Here is a 22,049-nt window from a genome sequence, read left to right as displayed (position 1 = left end):
CGGGTCCGCGGACCGTCCGGCGCACCCGTGTGTGCGCGGGGTCTTCCCGACGGCCCCGCTTTATGCAACTCTCCTCCCGAATCCCGGCGCGAGACGGTCGGATCCCCACCAGTAGGGCCGTCATCGGGCTGCTCCGCCATGTCACCGAGGTGCAGAGCTGATGCGAAAAAGAACGCGTGGCCATGATCTGGCCGCTCTGCGCCGCCTCAACACCACCGTCGTCCTGCGCGCCCTGCACCGCCGCAGCCCCCAGACTCTCGCCGAACTCGCCGCCGGCACAGGCCTGTCACGGCCCACCGTGGACGCCGCCCTGGAGGAGCTCACCGGCCAGGGCTGGGTCACGGAGGCGGAGGCGGGGGAGCGGGCCCGAGGGCGCCCGGCCCGCCGGTTCCGGTTCCGCTGCGAGGCCGGCTATGTGGTGGGCGCCGACATAGGGCTGCACAAGATGGTGCTGCTCCTCGCCGACCTCGGGGGCACGGTCCTCGCCGCCGAACGCTGCGACGTCGCCCCCGAACTGGGCGGCGGCCCCCGGCTCGCCCTCCTCCAGGACGGCATCGACGCCTTCCTCGACGCCCACACCGTCCGCCGCGACCTGGTGCTCGCCCGGTGCGTCGGCGTGCCCGGCGTCGTGGACGCGGGCGGCCACATCACCTCCGTCGTGGTGCCCGAGTGGTCCGGGGTGGATCTCGGCCGGCTGCTCGCCGACGGCGAGTCGGGGCACACGCTCGTCGAGAACGACGTCAACCTCGCCGTGCTCGCCGAGCGCTGGCAGGGCGCCGCGACCCTGGCCGGGGACGTGGTCTGCGTCCTCACCGGCCACCGCGTCTCGTGCAGCCTGACCATCGGCGGCCGGCTGCACCGCGGGGGCCGCGGCGGCGCGGGTGAACTCGGCCTCCTGCCGCTCCTCGGCATGAACACCGCACACGAGGCCCTGCGGTGGAAGGAGGGCCTGCGTACCGGCGAGTCCGAGGTCGCCGCGCTCGCCAGGGCCGCGGGCGCCGACGACCCCCGCGCGCTCGCCGCCCTCGGCGACTTCGCCGACCGCATCACCCCCGGCATCGCCGCCCTCGCGCTCGCCGTCGACCCGGAACTCGTCGTCCTCACCGGCGGCGCCACCCCGCTCGGCCCGCATCTCGTGCCGCTCCTGGAGGAACGGCTGCGCCCGCTGACCCTGCACGTCCCGCGGATCGCGCTGAGCGGTCTCGGCGAGCGCGGGGTCGCCCTCGGCGCGGTGCGCAAGGCGCTCGACCGTGTGGAGGAGGAGCTCCTCGCCGACCCGGCCGGCTGACCGGCGCGTGCCACCGCTGAGGTCCCCCCGGGCCCCGGGGGTGCACCGACGCGTTCCCCCCCAACCTCCCTCCGACCCCACCCCCGTCCCCACCCCCATCCCCAACGCAAGCGGAGGCACGTATGCGCAGGAGGACCCTCCTCTGCTCCGGCCTGGCGGCGGCGTCGGCACCCGTGCTCGCCGCCTGCTCCGACGACGGCGGCGGCGCCGACTCCGGCGGCCGCACCACACTGTCGTACGGCATGTGGGACCCCGCCCAGGTCCCCGGCATGGAACAGGTCATCGCCGCGTTCCAGCAGGAGCACCCCGACATCAGGGTGCGCATCGAGCTGACGCCCTGGGCGAGTTACTGGACCACCCTGAAGACCTCCATGCGGGGCGGCACCGCCCCCGACGTCTTCTGGATGAACGCCGTCAACTTCCAGCTCTACGCGGCCCACGACGTCCTGGAGCCGCTGTCCGAGCACATCGCGCGCGACCGCACCCCCGTCGACCGCCACCCCGAGCAGCTCGTGCGCCTCTACTCCTACGACGGCACCCAGTACGGCCTGCCCAAGGACTTCGACACCATCGGTCTCTGGTACAACAAGGCCCTCTTCGACAAGGCGGGCATCAAGTACCCCGACACCAGCTGGACCTTGGACGACCTGCGGGACGCCGCGGCCGAGCTGACCAACCCGCGCGAGCGCGTGCACGGCTTCTGCTCCGAGATGCACCGCCAGATCGTCCTCTACCCGGCCATCCACGCCGCGGGCGGCCACGTCCTGCGCGACGGGAAGTCCGGGTTCGGCGACGAGCGGACCGTCGAAGGGCTGCGGTTCCTCACGGACATGATCGACCGCGGCTGGTCGCCGCCGCAGAGCGCGATGGTGGAGAACATCGGCCGGGTGCGCTTCTGGTCGGAGAAGACGGCCATGGTGAACGACCTGTCGGCGATGGCCGGGCAGATGTACGCGGTGCCCGCCCTCAAGGACCACGCCGGTGTCACCGTGCTCCCCAAGGGCCGCGAGCACACCACCGTCATCCACGGCCTGGCCAACGTGATCTCCGCCAAGAGCGACAAGAAGGCCGCCGCCTGGAAGTTCGTGCACTTCATGGCGGGACGCAGGGCGGCCGAGATCCAGGCGAAGTCCGGCGTCACCATCTCCAGCCACGAGGGCACCCAGGACGCCTGGCTGAAGTCGATGCCGGAGTTCGACCTCCAGCACTTCATCGACATGGAGAAGTACGGCGTCCCGTACCCCAGCTCGAAGAACACCGCCGTCTGGGAGAACCTCCAGTACCCGCTCCTCGGCGCCGCGTTCAGCGGCAAGGGCGGCATCGAGGGCGCGGCCCGCACCCTGGGCGAGCAGATGGACCGGGCCCTGAAGGAGGAGCGCAAGGCATGAGTGTCTTTCCCGCCACGGCGGCCGCGAAGTCGGCAGGCCGCCGGGCCCCCACCTCCGCCGCGCGGCCCCCGGCGCGCGGACAGCGGGCCGCGTACTGGTTCATCGCACCCCTCGGCCTCGGCTTCGCGGTCTTCTACTTCTGGCCGATGCTCCAGACGTTCTACTTCAGTTTCACGGAGTTCGGTCCCTTCGGCGGTCACACCTGGACCGGAACCGACAACTACGCGCGCGTGCTGCGGGACGTGACCGTCTGGCAGGCGCTCGGCAACACCCTGATCTACTGCGGCATCGGGCTCCTCGCGCTGCCCGTCGCCATCGCCGTCGCCGCCCTGCTCAACCGGCGCGGCCTGCGCGGCGTGGCCGTCTACCGCGCCCTGTACTTCGTGCCGTTCGTGACGCTGCCCGTCGCCGTCGGCCTCGTCTGGAACTGGCTCTACAACGGCGACTTCGGCCTACTCAACGAGGTCCTCGGCTGGTTCGGCGTCGACCGGCGCTACTGGGTGTCCGACCCCTCGACGGCCGTGCTCGCCATCGGCGCCGTGATGGTCTGGTCGACCACCGGCTACTACCTGGTCATCTTCATGGCCGGCATCAAGTCGATCCCGCAGGACTACTACGAGGCCGCGGAACTCGACGGCGCCGGGCCGCTGCGCCGCTTCTTCACCATCACGCTGCCGCTGCTCAGCCCGACGCTGTTCTTCGCCTCCGTCATCTGCATGATCCAGTCCCTGCAGACCTTCGACCTGATCTACATCATGATGGGCGAGAAGAACCCGGCGGTCGGCGACACCCAGTCCGTCGTCGGCCTCTTCTACAAGTGGGCGTTCATCGAGAACGCCCAGGGCGCCGCGGCCGCCCTCGCCTTCCTGCTGATGCTGCTCATCGCGGGTCTCACCTATCTGCAGTTCCGGCTCCAGCGGAAGTGGGTGCACTATGGCTGACACCACGACCACCGACGCCGCCCGGCCGGGCGGCACCGGCCGGTCCCGGACCGCGCGGCCGCCACGGGTGAACGCCGGGTCCGTGGCCACCCACCTGGCGCTCTCGCTCGGCGCGCTCGTGATGGTCTTCCCGTTCCTGTGGCAACTGCTCACCGCCGTCAAGTCGCTCGCCGAGGTCTCCCGCGTCCCGCCCACCTTCCTGCCCGACAACTGGAACTGGTCGAGCTTCGAGGAGGTGTTCAGCGCGCTGCCGTTCCGCGAGATGCTCACCAACAGCGTGCTCGCCACGGCCGGGCGCACCGCGGGCCAGCTCGTGTTCTGCTCCCTGGCCGCCTACGCCTTCGCACGGCTGCGGTTCCGCGGCCGTGACGTGCTCTTCGGTCTCTTCCTCTCGGTCCTGATGGTGCCGAGCTCCCTGCTCGTCCTGCCGCAGTACGACATCGTCCAGCAGTTCGGGCTGCTCAACTCGACGCCCGCGCTGTTCCTGCCCGGCATGTTCAGCGCCTTCGGCACGTTCCTGCTGCGGCAGGCGTTCCTCGCCCTGCCCCGGGAGCTGGAGGAGGCGGCCCGCATCGACGGCGCGAGCACCTTCCGCATCTTCTGGTCGATCATGCTCCCGCTGATCAGGCCCGCCCTCGCCGCGCTCGCCGTCATCACCGCGATGACCGCCTGGAACGACCTGCTGTGGCCCCTCATCGTCAACACCGACCCGCAGACCATGCCGATCAGCGCCGGACTGACCTCCCTTGAGGGCCAGTACGAGACGAACTACCCGGTGATGATGGCCGGTTCCCTCATCGCGAGCCTCCCGATGCTCCTCGTCTACGTATTCCTCCAGCGCCACTTCGTGCAGAGCGTCGCCTTCTCCGGCTCCAAGGGCTGAACCCCCGGCTCGGGGGGCCTGCGGCGCACCCCGCCCGCACCCACGCAACGACCCCACGTACGGACCACACGTACCGAGAAAGGCCAGGTCCTTCATGCCACCCCTGCACATCGGCCTGCTCGGCGCGGGCGGTATCGCCCGCGCACACCTGCCCGGCTGGCTGGAACTGGGCGCGCGGGTCGGCGTCCACACCCAGGACGGCTCCGCCGACAAGCTCGCCGGCGAGTACGCGGAGCTGGGGCACGACGTCACCGCCGTGCCCGACCTCGACGAGCTCCTCTCCCGGTGCCGCGCCGTCGACATCTGCACCCCGACCCCGACCCACAAGGCCCTCGCGCTCGCCGCCGTCGCGCGGGGCAGGCACGTCGTCTGCGAGAAGCCGCTCGCGCTGACCGTGCCGGACGCCGAGGAGATCGCGACCGCCGCCGCGGCGGCCGGAGTGCACCTGCACCCGGCGCACGTGGTGCGCTACTTCCCGGCGTACGCGGCGATGCGGGACGCCGTCGTCCGCGGCGACCTCGGCGACCTCGCCGTCCTGCGCTTCACCCGGGGCGGTGCCCGGCCGCAGTGGGCGCCGTGGTTCGGCGACCCCGACCAGTCCGGCGGCGTGATCATGGACTTGATGGTGCACGACATCGACATCGCCCGCTGGGTCGCGGGCGAGGTGGTGCGCGTGCACGCCCGCACCCGCGGCTCCGAGCGCGCCACCGGCGCCCCGGCCGACGTCGTGACGGCGACGGCCGTGCTCACCCACGCCTCCGGCGCCGTCAGCCACGTCACCGGCCTGTGGGGACTGCCCGACCAGCCCTTCCGCACCACGTTCCGGGTCGCGGGCACGGACGGGCTGCTGCGCCACGACTCCGCCGCCGTGCCCGGCTTCCGCATCACCGCGCAGGGCGTGCGTGCCGCGGGCGAGGGCATCCCGTCGAGCCCCATGACGGAGAGCCCCTACCTCGCCGAGCTCCGCGAGTTCGCCGCCTCCTGGGACGACCCCGCCGTCCGGCCGCGGGTGGACGCCCACGACGGCCTGGCGGCGGTGCGGATCGCCCGTGCCGCGGTCGAGTCGAGCCGCACCGGCGACGCCGTCGAACTGGCCCCGGCCGCACGCCCCGCCCCGCAGGGACCCGGGGCCGCCACGACCACCCGCCCCACCGAGCCCGAGGAGCCCACCCGATGAAGGTCGCCGTCCTTTCGTTCGCCCACGTCCACGCGGCCGCCTATCTCGGACTGCTGCGCGACATGCCGGGCGTGGAGGTCGTCGGCACCGACCCGGACGGCGTCGCCGCCGCCCTCGCGGCCCCGGGCGAGATCCGCGGCCGGGCCTTCGCCGACCGGCACGGGGTCGGTTACGTGGACACGTACGAGGAGGCCTTCGCCTGGGGGCCCGACGCGGTCGTCGTCTGCTCCGAGAACGCCCGCCACCGCCCGCTCGTCGAACGCGCCGCCGCACACCGCGTCGACGTCCTCTGCGAGAAGCCGCTCGCCACCACCGCCGCGGACGGCGAGGCCATGGTCGCCGCGTGCCGGGCGGCGGGCGTGCGGCTCGCCGTCGCCTTCCCGGTGCGCTTCAGCCCCGCGTACGCGGCCGTCAAGCGGGCCGTCGCCGCCGGTGCCACCGGATGCGTCCTGACCGTGTCCGGCGCCAACAACGGTCACATGCCGACCAGGGCGCGCCGCTGGTTCGCCGACCCCGCGCTCGCGGGCGGCGGCGCCCTCATGGACCACACCGTGCACATCGCCGACCTCCTCGACGACCTGTTCGCGGCCCGCGCGGTGCGGGTCTACGCCCAGACCAACAACCTCCTGTACGCGGACGAGGTCGCCGCCGAGACCGCGGGCCTGGTGACCGTGGAGTACGACAACGGCACGGTCGCCACCATCGACTGCAGCTGGTCCCACCCGCGCTCCCACCCCGCCTGGGGCGGCCTGGAGATGACCCTCGTCGGCGAGCACGCCACGCTGGAGATGGACGCCTTCGACCAGAAGGTGCACGGCCACAGCGAACGCCACGGCCGCCCCCTGGAGCTCTCCTTCGGCGTCGACCTCGACTCCCGCATGCTGCGCGCCTTCCTGTTCGGTCCGGGCCCGGACGGCATGGACCTCGCGGACGGCGAGGGCGGTCTGCGGACCCTCAGGATCGTCGAGGCCGGGTACGAGTCGGCGCGGCGGGGGACGGCGGTGGCCGTGGCGGGCGGCTGAGGCGGCCCCGCGCGGCCGTCCCCGGCGGGCCGTGCGCCCCTCAGCCCCCGAAGAGCTGGGTCCAGTACGTCCCCGCCCGGCCGCCGCCCGCGAAGCCGACGCCGAGGTGGGTGAAGGCGGGCTTGAGGATGTTGGCGCGGTGCCCGGGGCTGTCCATCCAGCCCTGCACCACCTCGGCGGCCGAGCGCTGGCCGCAGGCGATGTTCTCGCCGACCGTGCGCTGCGTGCTGCCCGCGGCGGTGGCGCGGTGCCAGGGCTCGCTGCCGTCCGGCGCGGTGTGGGAGTAGAAGCCGCGGGCGACCATGTCGGCGCTGTGCGCCTGGGCGGCGGCGGCCAGGCGGGCGTCGGGGGCCAGGGGCCGCAGCCCGACGGCCGTGCGGTGGCCGTTGGTGAGCGTGAGGACGCCGGCCGCCGTGCGGGCCAGGCCCTGCGGCGTGAGTGGCTCCGCCCACAGTGCCGTCCAGAACACGTCCCCGGTGCGGGCGTCGGGCACGTACGCCGCCGCCGCGTGGACGTACGCCGGGTCGAGGACCGTCTGCCGGGAGCGGGCGTCGCCCAGGCAGTAGTCGAGGAAGTCGGCGGGGGTGCGCGGCCCCGACACCAGATGCTCGCCGACCGCCAGATAGGCATAGCCCCCGGCGGCCACGCGCTGGTGGAGGGAGAGCCCGTCCGCCCCCTCGGAGCCGAGCCGTCCGTGCGCCGCCATGCTCGCGGCGTGCGCGCGGGCCGCCTGCGTGAGCCGGGCGTCGGCCCGGACGGGCGGCACGCCCGCGCGGGTCCGCGCGGCGTTCGCGGCGCTCAGGAAGGGGTCGGCAGCCGGGGGTCCGGCCGGGGCAGCCGGGGGCCCGGCCGGGGCGGGCGGCACCCGGGGCCCGGCTGGGGCGGGCCGGGGAGTGCGCGGGGGAGCGGGGGGCGCCGAGGGCGGAGGGGGTGCGGGGCGCGGAGAGGGCGCGGTGGTTGCCGAGGGTGAAGGGGGCGCGGCGTCCTCGGCGACGTCCAGGCCGAAGTCCCTGGCCACTCCGGCGAGCCCGTCCGCGTATCCCTGACCGAGCGCGCGCAGCTTCCAGCCCGTGCCGCGGCGGTAGATCTCGGCGAGCAGCAGCACCGTCTCGTGCCCGGAGCGCGGCGGTGCGAAGCGGGCGACGGGCTCCCCGCGGGGGCCGCTGACCAGGAGGGCCGGCGCGGGCAGGCGGCCGAGCGGGGTGCCGGGCTCGGCCGGGCTGACGACAAGGGTGACGCGGCTCGCGCCGGGCCGCAGACGGCGCGCGTCGACCGTGATCGTGTCGCCGCTGAGGCGGGCGCCGGACGCGGCGGGCTGGTTGTAGAAGACGAAGTCGGCGTCGCCCGCGACCTTGCCTCCGTCGCCGGTGATCAGGGCCGACAGGTCGAAGGGCCCCGGCACGCGCAGCGTGAGGGCGCCGTCCGGCAGAGGCAGATTGCCTCCCGCCACCAGATCGTTCATCAGCGCCCCCTGCGCGTCGTCCGGGACCGGCCCGCCGCGGCCCCGTGACCCCGTGCGGTGACTGGGAGAACGCACGGCCGGGGCGGCCTGGTTCCCGGGGCCGGGCGCTCCGGGACCGGAGGCGGATTCGGCGCTGCGACGAGCGGTATTAGCGTGGACCTTGCGCACGGCGATCCCGAGCGTCAGCGCAAAACCGGACGTAGTGCAACAAGTAGCTACAAAAACGTCAGAGCTCAAGAGGATCCGAGGTGCCCGCCCCATGCCCAGGCGTACGGAGCTGATCGAAGGACTCATGCAGCGGCACTCCCAGGTGCCGCGCGAGGCCGTGATCAAGGAGGACCTGCTGCGCGGCGGGATCGCCTTCGACGAGTCGGCGCTCACCGACAGCGCCAACGAGGCCACCGGCGACGTCAAGCCGAAGTCGTACTTCATCTTCTCCTTCGACCACGGCACCCTGCCCGAGCTGGGCGAGGCCGCGCTGCGCCGCCCGCCGGAGGAGATCGTGCTCACCGGCGGCCCCTACGAGCTGCGCCGCACGGTGGTGTCGGTGCGGGTGAACCCGTCATCGCCGTACCGGGTGGCCGCCGACGCGGACGGTCTGCTCGGCCTCTACCTGGACGGGCAGCGCATCTCCGACGTGGGCCTGCCGCCGATGCCGGACTACTACCGGCACACGCTCGCGGGCGGCAAGTCCGTGATGGAGGTCGCCCCGACCATCCAGTGGGGCTACCTGATCTACCTCACGGTCTTCCGGGTCTGCCAGTACTTCGGCGCCAAGGAGGAGTGCCAGTACTGCGACATCAATCACAACTGGCGCCAGCACAAGGCCGCGGGCCGCCCCTACACCGGCGTCAAGCCCGTGGAGGAGGTCCTGGAGGCCCTGGAGATCATCGACAAGTACGACACCGCGAAGACCTCCACGGCGTACACCCTCACCGGCGGCGCCGTCACCTCGACGATCGGCGGCAAGGACGAGGCCGACTTCTACGGCCAGTACGCGAAGGCCATCGAGGAGCGCTTCCCCGGCCGCTGGATCGGCAAGGTCGTCGCGCAGGCGCTGCCCAAGGAGGACGTGCAGCGCTTCCACGACTACGGCGTGCGCATCTACCACCCCAACTACGAGGTGTGGGACCGGTATCTGTTCGAGCGCTACTGCCCCGGCAAGGAGCGCTACGTGGGCCGCGACGAGTGGCACCGGCGCATCCTGGACTCCGCCGAGGTGTTCGGTCCGCGCAACGTCATCCCGAACTTCGTCGCGGGCGTGGAGATGGCCGAGCCCTTCGGGTTCAAGACGGTCGACGAGGCCATCGACTCCACCGTCGAGGGACTCAGGTACTTCATGGCGCACGGCATCACACCGCGCTTCACCACCTGGTGCCCGGAGCCCACGACGCCGCTCGGCAAGGCCAACCCCCTGGGCGCGCCCCTGGAGTACCACGTGCGGCTGCTCCAGGAGTACCGCGCCACGATGGAGGAGTTCGGCCTGTCGTCGCCTCCCGGCTACGGCCCCGCGGGACCGGGCAACGCGGTCTTCTCGGTGAGCAGCTTCATGGACAGCCTGCCGGCGTAGCGATCGAGCCCGTCCCGGAGGACGGATGGAGCCCGTCCGGCGATGGAGGACGAGGCCGAAGGCCGATCGACCCGCACACGGTCCCGCCCGCACCCGAACCCGCCACCAGGCTGGAGGCCCCATGCAGTACGTCACCGTCGTCACTGGCGGCACCCGCGGCATCGGCGCCGCGATCGCCCTGCGCCTCGCGCGGGACGGCCACGACGTCGCCGTCGGCTACCGCTCGGACGAGAAGGCGGCCGAGCGCACGGCGGAGGCCGTCCGCGCGGCGGGCCGCCGCTGCGTCGCGGTCCGCATCGACACCACCGACGAGCACGACGTGGACCGTCTCTTCGAGACGGCCGCCGCCGGACTCGGCACCGTCACGGGCCTCGTGAACAACGCGGGCGTCAGCGGCCCGAACGGCCCCCTCGCCGAGGCGGACGCGGAGGGCATGCGCAGGGCCGTCGACGTCAACGTCCTCGGCTATCTGCTCTGCGCCCGGCGCGCCGTGCGGGACATGACCCGCACCGGAGGCGGTGCGATCGTGAACATCTCCTCCGGCGCGGCGACCCTCGGCAGCCCCGGCCAGTACGTGCACTACGCCGCCACGAAGGCCGCGACGGACACCATGACCGTGGGCCTCGCCAAGGAGGTCGCCCCGCTCGGCATCCGCGTCAACTGCGTGGCGCCCGGTGTCATCCGGACCGAGTTCCACCAGGACCCCGAGCGCCCGGCGAAGCTCGCCCCCACCATCCCCATGGGGCGCCCGGGCCGGCCGGAGGAGATCTCCGGCGCCGTGGCGTGGCTGCTGTCGGACGACGCCTCGTACACCACGGGCGCGGTCCTGCGCGTCGCGGGCGGCATGTGAGGCGCAGCACCGCAACCAGGTGGATCCCGCGGTTTCCCGAAGATCCTCAACGACCGCGTCCCTTAAGGGGATTTGGCCTTGGGGGTATTGGTATGTACCAACCCTGGGTGCCACACTTTCCCCAGCGTGCGGGCCTGATGGGGGAGGGGACATGTCCGTCGGCGTGTCGGAGACGGTGGAGCCGGGCTGGGCCGAGTTCGGGCGGCAGTTGCGTTTCCACCGCCGAAGATCCGGGCTCACCCAGTTACAGCTCGGCCGGAGGGTGGGGTACCACCACACCTTCATCAGCAGGCTCGAAGGGGGGCTGCGGGAGCCGCCCTTCGACCTGGTGTGCCGGCTCGACAGCGTCCTGGAGACCGGCGGCCGGCTCGCGGCCGTCCTCACCACACCGCGCCAGGCCCCCCGCCCGCCCGGCAGGAACCTCACGGCCCCCACGCTGTTCTCCCCGATCCCCGGAGCGGACACCCCGGGGGACGAGGCGCCCCCGGTCTTCCCCTGGTGGCCCGCTCGGCTTCCGGCCGAGGGGCTCGCATGCCCGCTGCACGGCACGGTGGGGTGCGCCGTGCCCGACCAGAGCGAGGCGGCGGTCCTCCTCAAGGGCGCGAGCGGGTCCTTCGGCGGCGCCGGTGCGGCGATCGGCGCGGAGTCCGATCTGCTGCACGGCCTCACCGCCGTCCTCGCCTGCCTGATCCGGGAGGCGTTCGCCCATCCCGCCGACGCTTGCGCGGCCACCGTGGAGCGGCTCCTGCGCGGCGTGGTGCGCTGGGCCGAGGCGGTCGACGCGACGGGCCGCCTGCCGTACGGGCAGTTGCGGCTCGCCGCACAGTACGCCCAGGTCGCCGGACGGCTGCGGATGGAGCGGGGGCAGAGCGGCGTCGCCATGGCCTGGTTCGGGCAGGGCCTGCGGTGGGCGGACGCCGCGCAGGACGCGACGGCGCGGGCGACGCTCCTGAGCGATGTGTGCACCCTCGTCCGGCTCGACGGCGACGCCGCGTCGACGCTCGTGTACGCGGAGGCCATCGGCGCGGTCGACACCAAGCGGCGCTGGATGGCGATGCTCGGCGACCTCTATCAGGCGCGGGCGTACGCGCTCGGCCAGGACGCCGCCGAGTGCAGGCGCCACATCACCACGGCCCGGCGCAGGTTCGCGCGCCTCGACGACCGGGACCGCATCGAGGCGCCCTGGCTCACCGGCGCCGAGGGCGTGATGCGCCTGGAGTCCGCGATCGGCGGGGCGCTGCGCGACCTCGCGGTGGCGACCGGGGACCGGACCGCCGCCCGCCGCGCGATCGAGGCCACCGCCCAGTCGTGCGCGCTCCTGCCGCCCCTGATGCGCACCACCCGCGTGCTGCTGACCCTGCGGCTCGCGGACAGCTGGGCGTGCGCCGGCGACCCGGTCGCGGCGGTCGCCCTCGCGGAGCCCGTTCTGGCCGAGGCCATGCGCTCCCGCGAACTGATGATCACCGCCGAGCTGCGCGGGCTGCGGAGCCGCCTCGCCGGGCGCTGGGGCGACCTGCCTCAGGTCCGGGAGCACCGGGAGCGGCTCGGGGACGGCGCGGGATGAGCCGCGTCCCCTGGCCGGTGCAGGACTTGCCAGATCTTGCCAGGACGTGCCGGGCGGCCGGAATTCATTGACCGCGACCCGGCGGGGTGTGAGGGTTCCGCCAGCCATATCTGTGTCATGTCACGGTCAGTTAGAGCGCGAGGGCGGTACCGGGCACCGGGGTTCGCCGCGTCCGGATCTCGCCGGCTGAACGGGGCTTCCACACCTCTCACAAGGAGCCGCGATGCCCAGAAAGACCACGGCGGCCGGGATAACCCTGGCCCTGGTACTCGGAGGGGTGGTGGCGCCGGCCTTCGCCTCGGCCACGGCGCACGCCTCACCCCCGGAGGGCAAGCCGGACCCCCTCGCGAAGGCCGTCGCCGCCGCCGACCAGGCGGCGCAGAGCGGCCTCGACACGCTCGCCAAGGGGCCCGAGGAACAGTACGACCGGCAGCAGGTCACGCCCTTCGGCAAGGGCCTGTACTCCGTCGCCTACGAACGCACCTACCGGGGCCTGCCGGTGGTGGGCGGTGACGCCGTCGTCCTCGCCGACGGGAAGGGCAAGGTGCGCTCCGTCCAGGCGGCCACCGACGCCCGGATCTCGGTCACCACCAAGGCGCAGGTGAAGGCCGCGCAGGCGGAGAGGACCAGCCGCGCGAGACTCGCGTCCGTCAAGAAGGTCGACTCCAGACGCCTGGTCGTCCGCGTCAAGGACGACACCCCGACGCTCGCCTGGGAGACCGTGCTGACCGGCAGGTCCAAGGCGGGCGACCCCAGCAGGCTGCACGTCTTCGTGAACGCCCGCACCGGCAAGGTCGTCGACACCTACGACGACGTCCGCGCGGGCACCGGACGCAGCAAGTGGAACGGCCCGAGCCCGCTGACCATCGACACCTCCAAGTCGGGCAACAACTACGTCCTGCGCGACACCACCCGCCCCGGCCTCCAGTGTTCGGACTACAGCGGCGGCGTGTTCACCAAGACCACGGACGACTGGGGCACCGGCGACCCCAAGAGCAAGGAAACCGGCTGCGTCGACGTCATGTTCGCGGCGCAGAAGCAGTGGAACATGTTCAAGGAGTGGTTCGGCCGCAACGGCCACGACGGCAACGGCCGCAGCTGGCCGGTGCGCGTGGGCCTCAACGAGCTGAACGCCTACTGGGACGGCTCCACGGTCACCATCGGCCGCAACACGGCCAACGAGTGGATCGCCGGCATGGACGTCGTCGCCCACGAGTTCGGCCACGGCCTGGACTCCAACACCCCCGGCGGCGCGAACAACGAGCGCGGCCTCGGCGAGGCGACCGGCGACATCATGGGCGCGCTGACCGAGGCGTACGCCAACCAGTCGGCCCCGTACGACACCCCCGACTTCACCGTCGGCGAGATGATCAACCTCCAGGGCCGCGGCCCGATCCGCAACATGTACGACCCGAGCCGGGTCAACAACGACCCCAACTGCTACAACTCGTCGATCCCGACGACGGAGGAGCACAAGGCGGCCGGGCCGATGAACCACTGGTTCTATCTGCTCGCCGAGGGCTCCAACCCCGGTGGCGGCAAGCCCACCAGCCCCACCTGCAACCAGAAGACCGTGACCGGCGTCGGCATCCAGAACGCCGGCAAGATCTTCTACAACGCCATGCTGCTCAAGACCAGCGGCATGACGTACAAGCGCTACCGCACCGCGACGCTGACCGCGGCGAAGAACCTCGACGCGAGCTGCGACCTGTTCAAGGCCACCCAGGCGGCGTGGGACGCCATCAGCATCCCGACCCAGAGCGGTGACCCGACCTGCGCCGGGCAGCAGAACGACTTTTCCCTCGGCCTCAACCCGACCGCGGGCAAGGTCGACCCGGGCTCCACGGTCAGTGCCACGGTCACCACCGCGACCGTCACCGGCAGCGCCCAGCAGGTCACGCTGACCGCCACCGGCGCCCCCACGGGCGTCGACGTCTCCTTCACCCCCGGGACCGTCACCTCCGGCTCCGACGCCACCATGAAGGTCACCGCCGCGCAGTCCGCGAAGGCCGGCACCTACCCGATCACCGTCACGGGCACCGCGGGCACCAAGACGCACACCGCGCAGTACAACCTGACGGTCGGAGGCGGCGGCAACCCGACGCAGCCGCCGGACATCGACGTGGCCAAGGTGCGGGAGCACCTGACCCAGTTCAACACCATCGCCACGCAGAACGGCGGCAACCGCCGCTCCACCGGCGCCGGCTACCGCGCCTCGCTCGCCTACGTCAAGGGCAAGCTCCAGGCCGCCGGTTACACCGTCACCGAGCAGACCTGCGCCTCCGGGTGCACCGCGGGCGCGGGCAACAACCTGATCGCCGAGTGGCCGCAGGGCGACGCCAACAACGTCTACATGTTCGGCGCGCACCTCGACGGCGTGTCCGCCGGGCCCGGCATCAACGACAACGGCTCCGGCTCCGGCACCATCCTGGAGGCGGCCCTCTCCCTGGCGCAGAACAACCCGACCATGAAGAACCGGGTCCGCTTCGCCTGGTGGACCGACGAGGAGCAGGGCCTGAACGGCTCCGACTACTACGCCTCCTCGCTCTCCGCCACCGAGCGCGCCAAGATCAAGGCGTACTACAACTTCGACATGGTCGGCTCGACCAACGCCGGCTACTTCATCAACAACGTGAACTCCGCCGCGTCGGCGCCGATGCGCGAGTACTGGAACTCCCTGAACCTCGCCCCGCAGGAGAACGTCGAGGGCCAGGGCCGCTCCGACGACGCCTCCTTCCAGCGGGTCGGCATCCCCACCTCCGGCTACGCCACCGGCGCCTCGGCCACCAAGTCCGCGTCCGAGGCCGCGAAGTGGGGCGGCACCGCGGGCCGCGCCTACGACCCCTGCTACCACTCCGCCTGCGACACCACCAGCAACATCAACGCCACCGCCCTGGACCGCAGCGCGGACGGTGTCGCGTACACGATCTGGAAGACGTCGGTGGGTGACACGCCCACCCCGGTGGACGACTTCTCCGTCTCCGCCAACCCGTCGTCGGGCACCGTCGAGCCGGGCTCGTCCGCCAAGGTCACCCTCGCCACCGCCACCACCTCCGGCGAGCCGCAGAAGGTGGCCCTGTCGTCCTCGGGCGCCCCGACCGGCGTGAGCGTGTCCGTGAGCCCGCAGACGGTGACCTCGGGCGAGTCCGCGACCGCCACCGTCGAGGTCGCCGCGGGCACCGCCCAGGGCACCTACACCCTGACCTTCACGGGTGCGGGCAAGACCAGCCACACCACCACCTACACCCTCACGGTGCCCGGTGACGGCGGTGGCGAGACCACCTGGAAGCTGGGCGAGACCTACGCCGCGGGCGACGTGGTGACGTACGAAGGCACCCGCTACCGCTGCGTCCAGGGGCACACGGCCTACCCGGGCTGGGAGCCCCCGAACGTCCCGGCCCTGTGGGAGGCGATCTGAACGCGCTGAGTCCACAGCGTTCCTGACAGCCTGAAGGGGCGGTCCACCGAGGTGGACCGCCCCTTTCCTGTCCGGCTTACCCGTCCGGCGCCCCTGCGTCCGGCGCCTACCGTCCGGACCCCGGTCAGATGATGCCTTCGGCGATCTCCGCCTGCTCCTTGTCGGTGCCGTACGCGGACGGCGTGCTGTAGGAGCGGCGGGCCACGAACCACCACACGGTGGCGAGGATCAGGACCACGGCGAGGGCGATCGACGCGTAGTTCATCGAGTCGGCCGTCACCGGAGAGGCCTGCGGCAGGCAGAACAGGACGGTCACGAAGGCCACCCAGCAGACCGCGATCCAGCCGATCGGCTTGCTCCACCGGCCGAGGTTCCAGGGGCCGGGCTGGAAGCGGTCGCCCGCCCGCAGGCGCAGGAACACCGGGATCGCGTACGCGGGCGTGATGCCGATGACGTTGATGGCCGTCACCGCGCCGTACGCCGTCGCGGAGTACAGCGAGGGCAGCGCGATGACCGCGGCGAGGCCCACCGACAGCCACACGGCGGGCACCGGCGCCTGCGAGCGGGTGCTGACCTTGCGCCAGATCTTCGAACCCGGCAGCGCGTTGTCACGGCTGAACGCGAACACCATGCGGCTGGCCGCGGCCGTCTCGGCGTTGCCGCAGAACAACTGCGCCACGATCACGATGAGCATCAGGGCGGTGGCGCCCGACGTGCCCAGACCGTCGATGAAGATCTGCGCAGGCGGCACCCCGGTCGCGCTCTCCTGGGTGCCCACGTAGTCCTGGATCGCGAAGGTGAGACCGGCGAGCAGGACGAAACCGGCGACCCAGGAGACCCAGATGGCCCGGACGATGCCGCGGGCCGCGGTCACCGAGGCGTTGGAGGTCTCCTCCGACAGGTGCGCGGAGGCGTCGTACCCGGAGAACGTGTACTGGGCGAGCAGCAGGCCGATCATGGTGACGTACAGCGGGTTCGACCAGCCGGTGTCGTTGACGAACTCGCCGAAGACGAACGACGGCGACTTGTGGCTGTCGGGGAAGATCGCGAGGACACCGACGATCACCGCGACACCGGTCAGGTGCCACCACACGGAGATCGAGTTGAAGAGGCTGACCAGCCGCACGTTGAAGAGGTTGAGCAGCGCGTGCAGGAGCAGGATGCATAGGAAGATGACGAACGTGGACCCGGCTGTCGGGTGGAAGTCGGTGTGCATGCTGAGCAGCGCGCCGCTGAACAGGGCCGCGCCGTAGTCGATGCCCGCGATCGCGCCGAGCAGGCCGAGCAGGTTCAGCCACCCCGTGTACCAGCCCCAGCGGCGCCCGCCGAGCCGGTCCGCCATGTAGTACAGCGCACCCGACGTGGGGTAGGCGCTGGTGACCTCGGCCAGCGCGAGCCCCACGAACAGGACCATGAGACCGACGCCCGCCCAGCCCCACATCATCACCGCGGGCCCGCCGGTGCCGAGGCCGAAGCCGTACAGCGTCATGCAGCCCGAGAGGATGGATATGACGGAGAAACTGATGGCGAAGTTGCCGAAACCGCCCATGCGGCGGGCGAGTACGGGCTGGTAGCCGAGCTCTCTGAGCCGTTGTTCCTCGTCCGGCAGCGCGGACGCCGGGACGGAGCTCGACACGGTGGTGCGGGACACGGGTGAACCTCCGGGGGAAGAGCGGGGGTGCGGGGGTGCGGGGATCAAGGGGGGGGAGCTGGGGGGAGTGGGGGAGTGGGGGGAGCGAGGGTCAGCCGTGCGGCCCCGGGCCGCGGGCCGCGTGGTAGCAGCGCGCACGGGCCTGGACGAAGGCCTCGGTGGCCGCCTCCGCGTCGTTGGGCGCCTGCGTGCGGTACGTCCACGGCACGATCGTGAAGAAGGGGTCGAGGGCCTCGAACACCCGGACCGCGTCGTGGAACTGGTGGGCGCCCCACAGCGCGTGCGCCAGATAGTTGAGGTCGAGCAGCGAGGTCGACTCCGGCTGCGCGTGGTCGAACCACAGCTGGAGCGCCCTGAGCGCGCTGCGTGTCGCGTCCTCACCGACCCAGTGCAGGTCCAGGGCGCGCTCGTTGCCGCCCTCGCGCCGGTAGCGCTCCACCCGCGCGTACAGCGGCAGCAGGTGCAGCGCCGAGCCCGCGGGCGCCGCTGCGGACGCCCAGTGCACGAAGTTGACCGCCTCGGTCAGCGGCGCGCCCGGCCTGCGGTTGTAGGCGAACTGGAGCATGCGGTGGTACGCCTCGCGGTTCCCGGGGTCGCGCTTGTCGACCTCGGCGAGGATGCCCCACGGACCGGGGAAAAGCATCGGCTCGGGCGCGGCGAGACGGTGCTCGTCCCAGCGCTGGCCCTCGTCGAGGCCGGCGAGGGCGAGCAGACAGATCCACGGCACCGGGTCCTCGGGCGTGGTCTGCGAGGCGTGCCGGCAGGCGTCGTTGGCCTCCCGCCACAGCTCGTTCGTGTGGCGGTGCCCCGCGCGGTGCGCACGCAGGGCGCGCTCCACGGTGACACGCGTATGCAGGACCGTCGCGGCCACGCTGCGCGGCTCCTCGGAGAGCCAGGCGCGCACCACGTCGGAACCGGCGACGGCCGCGGCCAGGATCTGTGTGCGCTGCGTCCACAGTCCCCAGTCGGGGGTCTCGGTCAGGAGGTTTCTCGTCGACACCCAGCGGCCTGCCTTCAGGTCCTGGAGCACGGCGCGCAAAGGAGCGTCGTGACCGGCCGGGTGATACACCGGGCGGGCTAACGGCATCGGCATGGGTCCTCTGGGCTCTGGCTCCGGAGCGGGCGGGGTGTCCGCAAAGCAGTGGTGAACGGATGGATGGAAGCGGTGGTGAACTGATGGTCGGAAGCGGTGGTGAACTGATGGTCAAGTGGCGGATGTTGTTCGGCGGTCAGTGTAGAGCGGACTCTTTCGATTACTGGCTGGTCCTCGGATCTTTCTTGACCAAGTTGTGTCAACGCGGCGCGCCGGTGTGAACATTGCGTTCTCTTCCGTTCAACACGGACCCCTATTGCGGCATTTGAGGCGAGCCGGGACCCTTGACGATGTCGCACCCGCTGTAGCAGTCTTCCGCGGTGATCACGACTTACTGCGGGCGCTTCTCCGTACGCCGGGGACGGCGTCGATGACGGGCCCGGTGCTCGCCGTCGACCAGGGCACCTCCGGCACGAAGGCGCTCGTCGTATGCCCCGAGCGGGGCGTGATCGGCTCGGGCACCGCGCCCGTGCGGCCCCGGCACCTGCCCGGCGGCCTCGTCGAGGTCGCCCCCGGCGAACTGCTCTCCTCCATCCTCGACGCGGGCCGCGCGGCCCTCGCGGACGCGGGGGAGCCGGTGGCCGCCGTCGGCCTCGCCAACCAGGGCGAGACGGTGCTCGCCTGGGACCCGGCGACCGGCGAGCCGCTGACCGACGCCCTGGTGTGGCAGGACCGCCGCGCCGAGCCGCTGTGCGCGGAGCTGGCCGGCCACGCCGAGGAGCTGAAGGCGCTCACGGGCCTGCCGCTCGACCCGTACTTCGCCGCCCCCAAGATGGCGTGGGTGCGCCGTCACCTCACCCGCGGCGGCGTCGTGACCACCAGCGACGCCTGGCTGGTGCACCGCCTCACCGGCGCCTTCGTCACCGACGCCGCCACCGCGGGCCGCACCCAGCTCCTCGACCTGGACTCCGTGACCTGGTCGGAGCGGGCCCTGGACGTCTTCGGGCTCACCGGCGAGCGCCTGCCGCGGGTCGTCGACGCCGCCGAGAGGATCGGCACCACCACGGCGTTCGGCGCCGAGATCCCGCTCACCGGACTCCTTGTCGACCAGCAGGCGGCCCTCCTGGCCCAGGACGTCACCGAGCCGGGCAGCGCCAAGTGCACCTACGGCACCGGCGCGTTCCTGCTCGCGCAGACCGGTTCCCGGCCGCGGCGCGGCGACTCCGGGCTCGTGGCCTGTGTGGCCTGGCGGCTCGGGGGCAGCTCCAGCTACTGCCTCGACGGCCAGGTGTACACCGCGGCCTCCGCCGTCCGCTGGCTCACCGACCTCGGAGTGATCGGGGGTGCCCGGGACATCGACCCGATCGGCTCCGCCGTGCCCGACGCGGGCGGGGTCGCCTTCGTGCCCGCGCTCGCCGGGCTCGCGGCCCCCTGGTGGCGCGGCGACCTGCGCGGTTCCCTGACCGGCCTCGGCCTGGACACCACCGCCGGGCATCTGGTGCGGGCGCTCTGCGAAGGCATCGCGGCGCAGGTCGCCGAGCTCGCCGACGCGGTGGCCGACGACCTCGGCGCACCGCTGCGCACGCTGCGCGTCGACGGCGGTCTGACGCGCTCGGAGCTGCTCATGCAGACCCAGGCCGACCTGCTCCAGCTGCCCGTGGAGGTCTCGGCCCTGCCCGACGTCACGGCCCTCGGCGTGGCCGCCGTCGCCCGCCTCGGCCTCGACCCGCGCCTCGGTCTGCGCGACGTCGTGCCCGACTGGCGGCCCGCCGCCGTGTACGAGCCGCGGATCCCGCCCGACGAGGCGGCGGCGCGGCGCGCCGGTTTCCGTGCGCAGGTGGCGGCGCTCGTCGAACGTGCGCCGTCGTGAGGGGCGTGGACGACGGGGTGACCGGGGACGCGGTACGGGGTGCCCACGCGGTACGGGGTGCTGAGGCGCATCGCGGTGACGCCCATCCTGGTAGCGTGCATCCCGGTGAGGCGCGGCGGGGCGGCGTTCCCGGCCGGGTCACGCGTACCGGTCCGCTCGCCCCGAGCGCCGACTCGTACGACGCGCGTGAGTCGTATGACGCGCCGCGTGGTGGCCCGTACGGCCACGGCTCGTACGACCCGCATGACCCGTACGACCTGCACGTTCCGTACGGCCCGCACGTCCCGTACGACGTCATCGTCGTCGGCGCCGGTGTGGTCGGCACCGCCATCGCCCGGGAGCTGGCGCGGCACCCGCTCCGGATCGCCGTCGTGGAGGCGTCGGACGACGTGGGCGAGGGCACGTCCAAGGCCAACACGGCCATCCTGCACACGGGGTTCGACGCGGTGCCGGGGTCGCTGGAGGCCCGGCTCGTCCAGGACGGGTACCGGCGCCTCACCGCGTACGCCGCCGCCTGCGGGATCCCCGTGGAGCCGGTCGGCGCGCTCCTCGTCGCCTGGGACGAGGACCAGCTCGCCGCCCTCCCCGGCCTCCTGGAGAAGGCCAAGCGCAACGGCTACGAGGAGGCGGCGCTCCTGGACGCCGCCGAGGTCCGCGCCCGCGAACCCCACCTGGGGCCCGGGGCACTCGGCGCCCTCGACGTCCCTGGCGAGAGCATCATTTGCCCCTGGACGACCCCGCTCGCGTACGTGACACAGGCGGTACGGGCCGGGGTCGACCTGCACCTCAACTGCCGCGTGGAGGCGGTGGAGGCGGTGGGCCAGGGGCGGAGCGCCGGAAGTGCGGTAGGCGCTGGGAGTGCCGAAAGTGCGGGAGGTACCGGGCGCGCCGGGAGTGCGGGAGGTGCCGGAAGTGCGGGAGGTACCGGGCGCGCAGGAGGCACGGGAGGCGCCGGGAGTGCCGGGAGCGAGGGAGGCGCCGTTAGCGCGGGAGGCACGGGAAGTGCCGGAAGCGCGGCAAGCGCCGGAAGCGCGGCAAGTGCCGGGAGTGCCGGTGACACCCCGGGCGCCGCGCCTCCGCCGGCAGGCGACCTGCACACGCTCACCACCACACGCGGCCCCCTGCGCACCCGCTACCTCGTCAACGCCGCCGGGCTGCACGCCGACACCGTCGACCGCATGCTCGGCCACGAGACCTTCACGGTCACCCCGCGCCGCGGCCAGCTCATCGTCTTCGACAAGCTGGCCCGCGACCTCGTCCGGCACATCCTGCTGCCCGTGCCGACGGCGCTCGGCAAGGGCGTCCTCGTCGCGCCCACCGTGTACGGGAACGTGCTGCTCGGCCCCACCGCGGAGGACCTCGACGACAAGCAAGCCACCGAGTCCACCGCCGAGGGCCTGCACCGTCTGCGCGAGCAGGGCGCACGCATCCTGCCCGCGCTCCTCGACGAGGAAGTCACCACCGTCTACGCCGGGCTGCGCGCGGCCACCGAGGACGACGACTACCGCATCCACGCCCGGCGGGGGCAGCGCTACGTCACCGTCGGCGGCATCCGCTCGACCGGCCTGACGGCGTCGCTGGCCATCGCCGCCCACGTCACGGAGCTGCTCGCCGACTGCGGGCTCGACCTGGGCGGCCCGCCGCGGGACCTGCCGCCCGTCGCCATGCCCAACCTCGGGGAGCGCTTCCCGCGCCCGTACCAGCGGGCCGACCTGATCGCGGCCGACCCGGAGTACGGCACCGTCGTCTGCCACTGCGAGCGCGTCACCCGCGGCGAGATCAGGGACGCCCTCACCGGCACGGTCCCGCCCGTCTCGGTCGACGGGCTGCGCCGCCGCACCCGCGCGCGCGGCGGCCGCTGCCAGGGCTTCTACTGCGGCCCCGAGGTACGGCGACTCCTCGAGGACCGCGGCCGACCGGAGGGGCGATGAG

Annotated in this window: 15 protein-coding genes; 12 read left to right on the top strand and 3 right to left on the bottom strand. The window is 72.8% G+C overall.

Annotated elements, in window-relative coordinates; genetic code table 11:
• Positions 1 to 160: 160 nt before the first annotated feature.
• From GPA10_RS10175 to GPA10_RS10150, 6 genes are all read left to right on the top strand, one after another.
• Positions 161 to 1,288 (top strand): ROK family transcriptional regulator, encoded by a 1,128-nt coding sequence (locus GPA10_RS10175; protein ID WP_157165173.1) that lies wholly within the window; start codon positions 161 to 163, stop codon positions 1,286 to 1,288.
• Between the two features lie 122 nt (positions 1,289 to 1,410).
• Positions 1,411 to 2,676: an ABC transporter substrate-binding protein gene (locus GPA10_RS10170; RefSeq protein WP_157165172.1), complete on the top strand. Its 1,266-nt coding sequence runs from the start codon at positions 1,411 to 1,413 to the stop codon at positions 2,674 to 2,676.
• Positions 2,673 to 3,617, top strand: coding sequence for a carbohydrate ABC transporter permease (locus GPA10_RS10165; RefSeq protein ID WP_157165171.1), 945 nt, complete (start codon positions 2,673 to 2,675; stop codon positions 3,615 to 3,617). Before GPA10_RS10170 ends, GPA10_RS10165 begins: the two co-directional genes overlap by 4 nt.
• A complete protein-coding gene (locus GPA10_RS10160; protein ID WP_157165170.1) occupies positions 3,610 to 4,500 on the top strand; it encodes a carbohydrate ABC transporter permease in 891 nt (296 codons plus the stop codon). Before GPA10_RS10165 ends, GPA10_RS10160 begins: the two co-directional genes overlap by 8 nt.
• A gap of 94 nt (positions 4,501 to 4,594) precedes the next feature.
• Complete coding sequence (locus tag GPA10_RS10155; protein ID WP_157165169.1) at positions 4,595 to 5,677, top strand: Gfo/Idh/MocA family protein; 1,083 nt, start codon at positions 4,595 to 4,597, stop codon at positions 5,675 to 5,677.
• Positions 5,674 to 6,699, top strand: a complete 1,026-nt coding sequence (locus GPA10_RS10150) for a Gfo/Idh/MocA family protein (protein ID WP_157165168.1) — start codon at positions 5,674 to 5,676, stop codon at positions 6,697 to 6,699. The genes GPA10_RS10155 and GPA10_RS10150 overlap by 4 nt, the downstream gene beginning before the upstream one ends.
• Before the next feature lie 40 nt (positions 6,700 to 6,739).
• Here the strand turns inward: GPA10_RS10150 and GPA10_RS10145 are convergent, their stop codons facing one another.
• Positions 6,740 to 8,161, bottom strand: a complete 1,422-nt coding sequence (locus tag GPA10_RS10145; protein ID WP_157165167.1) for a CAP domain-containing protein — start codon at positions 8,159 to 8,161, stop codon at positions 6,740 to 6,742.
• 259 nt (positions 8,162 to 8,420) lie between these two features.
• Between GPA10_RS10145 and GPA10_RS10140 the strand changes: the two genes are divergently transcribed.
• The 4 genes from GPA10_RS10140 (at position 8,421) to GPA10_RS10125 (ending at position 15,563) form a co-directional block, all read left to right on the top strand.
• A complete protein-coding gene (locus tag GPA10_RS10140; RefSeq protein ID WP_058847269.1) occupies positions 8,421 to 9,731 on the top strand; it encodes a radical SAM protein in 1,311 nt (436 codons plus the stop codon).
• Between the two features lie 121 nt (positions 9,732 to 9,852).
• Positions 9,853 to 10,581, top strand: a complete 729-nt coding sequence (locus GPA10_RS10135) for an SDR family NAD(P)-dependent oxidoreductase (RefSeq protein WP_157165166.1) — start codon at positions 9,853 to 9,855, stop codon at positions 10,579 to 10,581.
• A 151-nt stretch (positions 10,582 to 10,732) separates the two neighbouring features.
• Positions 10,733 to 12,145 (top strand): helix-turn-helix domain-containing protein, encoded by a 1,413-nt coding sequence (locus GPA10_RS10130; RefSeq protein ID WP_157165165.1) that lies wholly within the window; start codon positions 10,733 to 10,735, stop codon positions 12,143 to 12,145.
• Positions 12,146 to 12,368: 223 nt separating this feature from the next.
• On the top strand, positions 12,369 to 15,563 hold the full coding sequence (locus GPA10_RS10125; RefSeq protein WP_157165164.1) for a M20/M25/M40 family metallo-hydrolase: 3,195 nt from the start codon (positions 12,369 to 12,371) through the stop codon (positions 15,561 to 15,563).
• A 124-nt stretch (positions 15,564 to 15,687) separates the two neighbouring features.
• Here the strand turns inward: GPA10_RS10125 and GPA10_RS10120 are convergent, their stop codons facing one another.
• Positions 15,688 to 17,214, bottom strand: coding sequence for an amino acid permease (locus GPA10_RS10120; RefSeq protein WP_198550267.1), 1,527 nt, complete (start codon positions 17,212 to 17,214; stop codon positions 15,688 to 15,690).
• Positions 17,215 to 17,305: 91 nt separating this feature from the next.
• Positions 17,306 to 18,307 (bottom strand): hypothetical protein, encoded by a 1,002-nt coding sequence (locus GPA10_RS10115; RefSeq protein WP_157165163.1) that lies wholly within the window; start codon positions 18,305 to 18,307, stop codon positions 17,306 to 17,308.
• 370 nt (positions 18,308 to 18,677) lie between these two features.
• On the opposite strand from GPA10_RS10115, the gene GPA10_RS10110 reads away from it, so the two are divergent.
• Positions 18,678 to 20,117, top strand: coding sequence for an FGGY family carbohydrate kinase (locus GPA10_RS10110; RefSeq protein ID WP_157165162.1), 1,440 nt, complete (start codon positions 18,678 to 18,680; stop codon positions 20,115 to 20,117).
• A gap of 257 nt (positions 20,118 to 20,374) precedes the next feature.
• The gene (locus GPA10_RS42325; protein ID WP_246258995.1) at positions 20,375 to 22,048 is read left to right on the top strand and encodes an FAD-dependent oxidoreductase; all 1,674 of its coding nucleotides are present in this window, start codon (positions 20,375 to 20,377) and stop codon (positions 22,046 to 22,048) included.
• The last annotated feature ends 1 nt before the right edge of the window (position 22,049 follow it).

The sequence above is a fragment of the Streptomyces typhae genome (assembly GCF_009755605.1).
Lineage (GTDB): Bacteria > Actinomycetota > Actinomycetes > Streptomycetales > Streptomycetaceae > Streptomyces > Streptomyces typhae.
The sequence above is the reverse complement of the archived record's forward strand: the minus strand, read 5'-3'. Positions and strand labels throughout refer to the sequence as shown.

What these genes read in the sequence shown, in the direction of transcription:
- GPA10_RS10175 (WP_157165173.1), top strand. Translation starts at nt 161, where the DNA reads ATGCGAAAAAGAACGCGTGGCCATGATCTGGCCGCTCTGCGCCGCCTC.
- GPA10_RS10170 (WP_157165172.1), top strand. Translation starts at nt 1,411, where the DNA reads ATGCGCAGGAGGACCCTCCTCTGCTCCGGCCTGGCGGCGGCGTCGGCA.
- GPA10_RS10165 (WP_157165171.1), top strand. Translation starts at nt 2,673, where the DNA reads ATGAGTGTCTTTCCCGCCACGGCGGCCGCGAAGTCGGCAGGCCGCCGG.
- GPA10_RS10160 (WP_157165170.1), top strand. Translation starts at nt 3,610, where the DNA reads ATGGCTGACACCACGACCACCGACGCCGCCCGGCCGGGCGGCACCGGC.
- GPA10_RS10155 (WP_157165169.1), top strand. Translation starts at nt 4,595, where the DNA reads ATGCCACCCCTGCACATCGGCCTGCTCGGCGCGGGCGGTATCGCCCGC.
- GPA10_RS10150 (WP_157165168.1), top strand. Translation starts at nt 5,674, where the DNA reads ATGAAGGTCGCCGTCCTTTCGTTCGCCCACGTCCACGCGGCCGCCTAT.
- GPA10_RS10145 (WP_157165167.1), bottom strand. Translation starts at nt 8,161, where the DNA reads ATGAACGATCTGGTGGCGGGAGGCAATCTGCCTCTGCCGGACGGCGCC.
- GPA10_RS10140 (WP_058847269.1), top strand. Translation starts at nt 8,421, where the DNA reads ATGCCCAGGCGTACGGAGCTGATCGAAGGACTCATGCAGCGGCACTCC.
- GPA10_RS10135 (WP_157165166.1), top strand. Translation starts at nt 9,853, where the DNA reads ATGCAGTACGTCACCGTCGTCACTGGCGGCACCCGCGGCATCGGCGCC.
- GPA10_RS10130 (WP_157165165.1), top strand. Translation starts at nt 10,733, where the DNA reads ATGTCCGTCGGCGTGTCGGAGACGGTGGAGCCGGGCTGGGCCGAGTTC.
- GPA10_RS10125 (WP_157165164.1), top strand. Translation starts at nt 12,369, where the DNA reads ATGCCCAGAAAGACCACGGCGGCCGGGATAACCCTGGCCCTGGTACTC.
- GPA10_RS10115 (WP_157165163.1), bottom strand. Translation starts at nt 18,307, where the DNA reads ATGCCGATGCCGTTAGCCCGCCCGGTGTATCACCCGGCCGGTCACGAC.
- GPA10_RS10110 (WP_157165162.1), top strand. Translation starts at nt 18,678, where the DNA reads ATGACGGGCCCGGTGCTCGCCGTCGACCAGGGCACCTCCGGCACGAAG.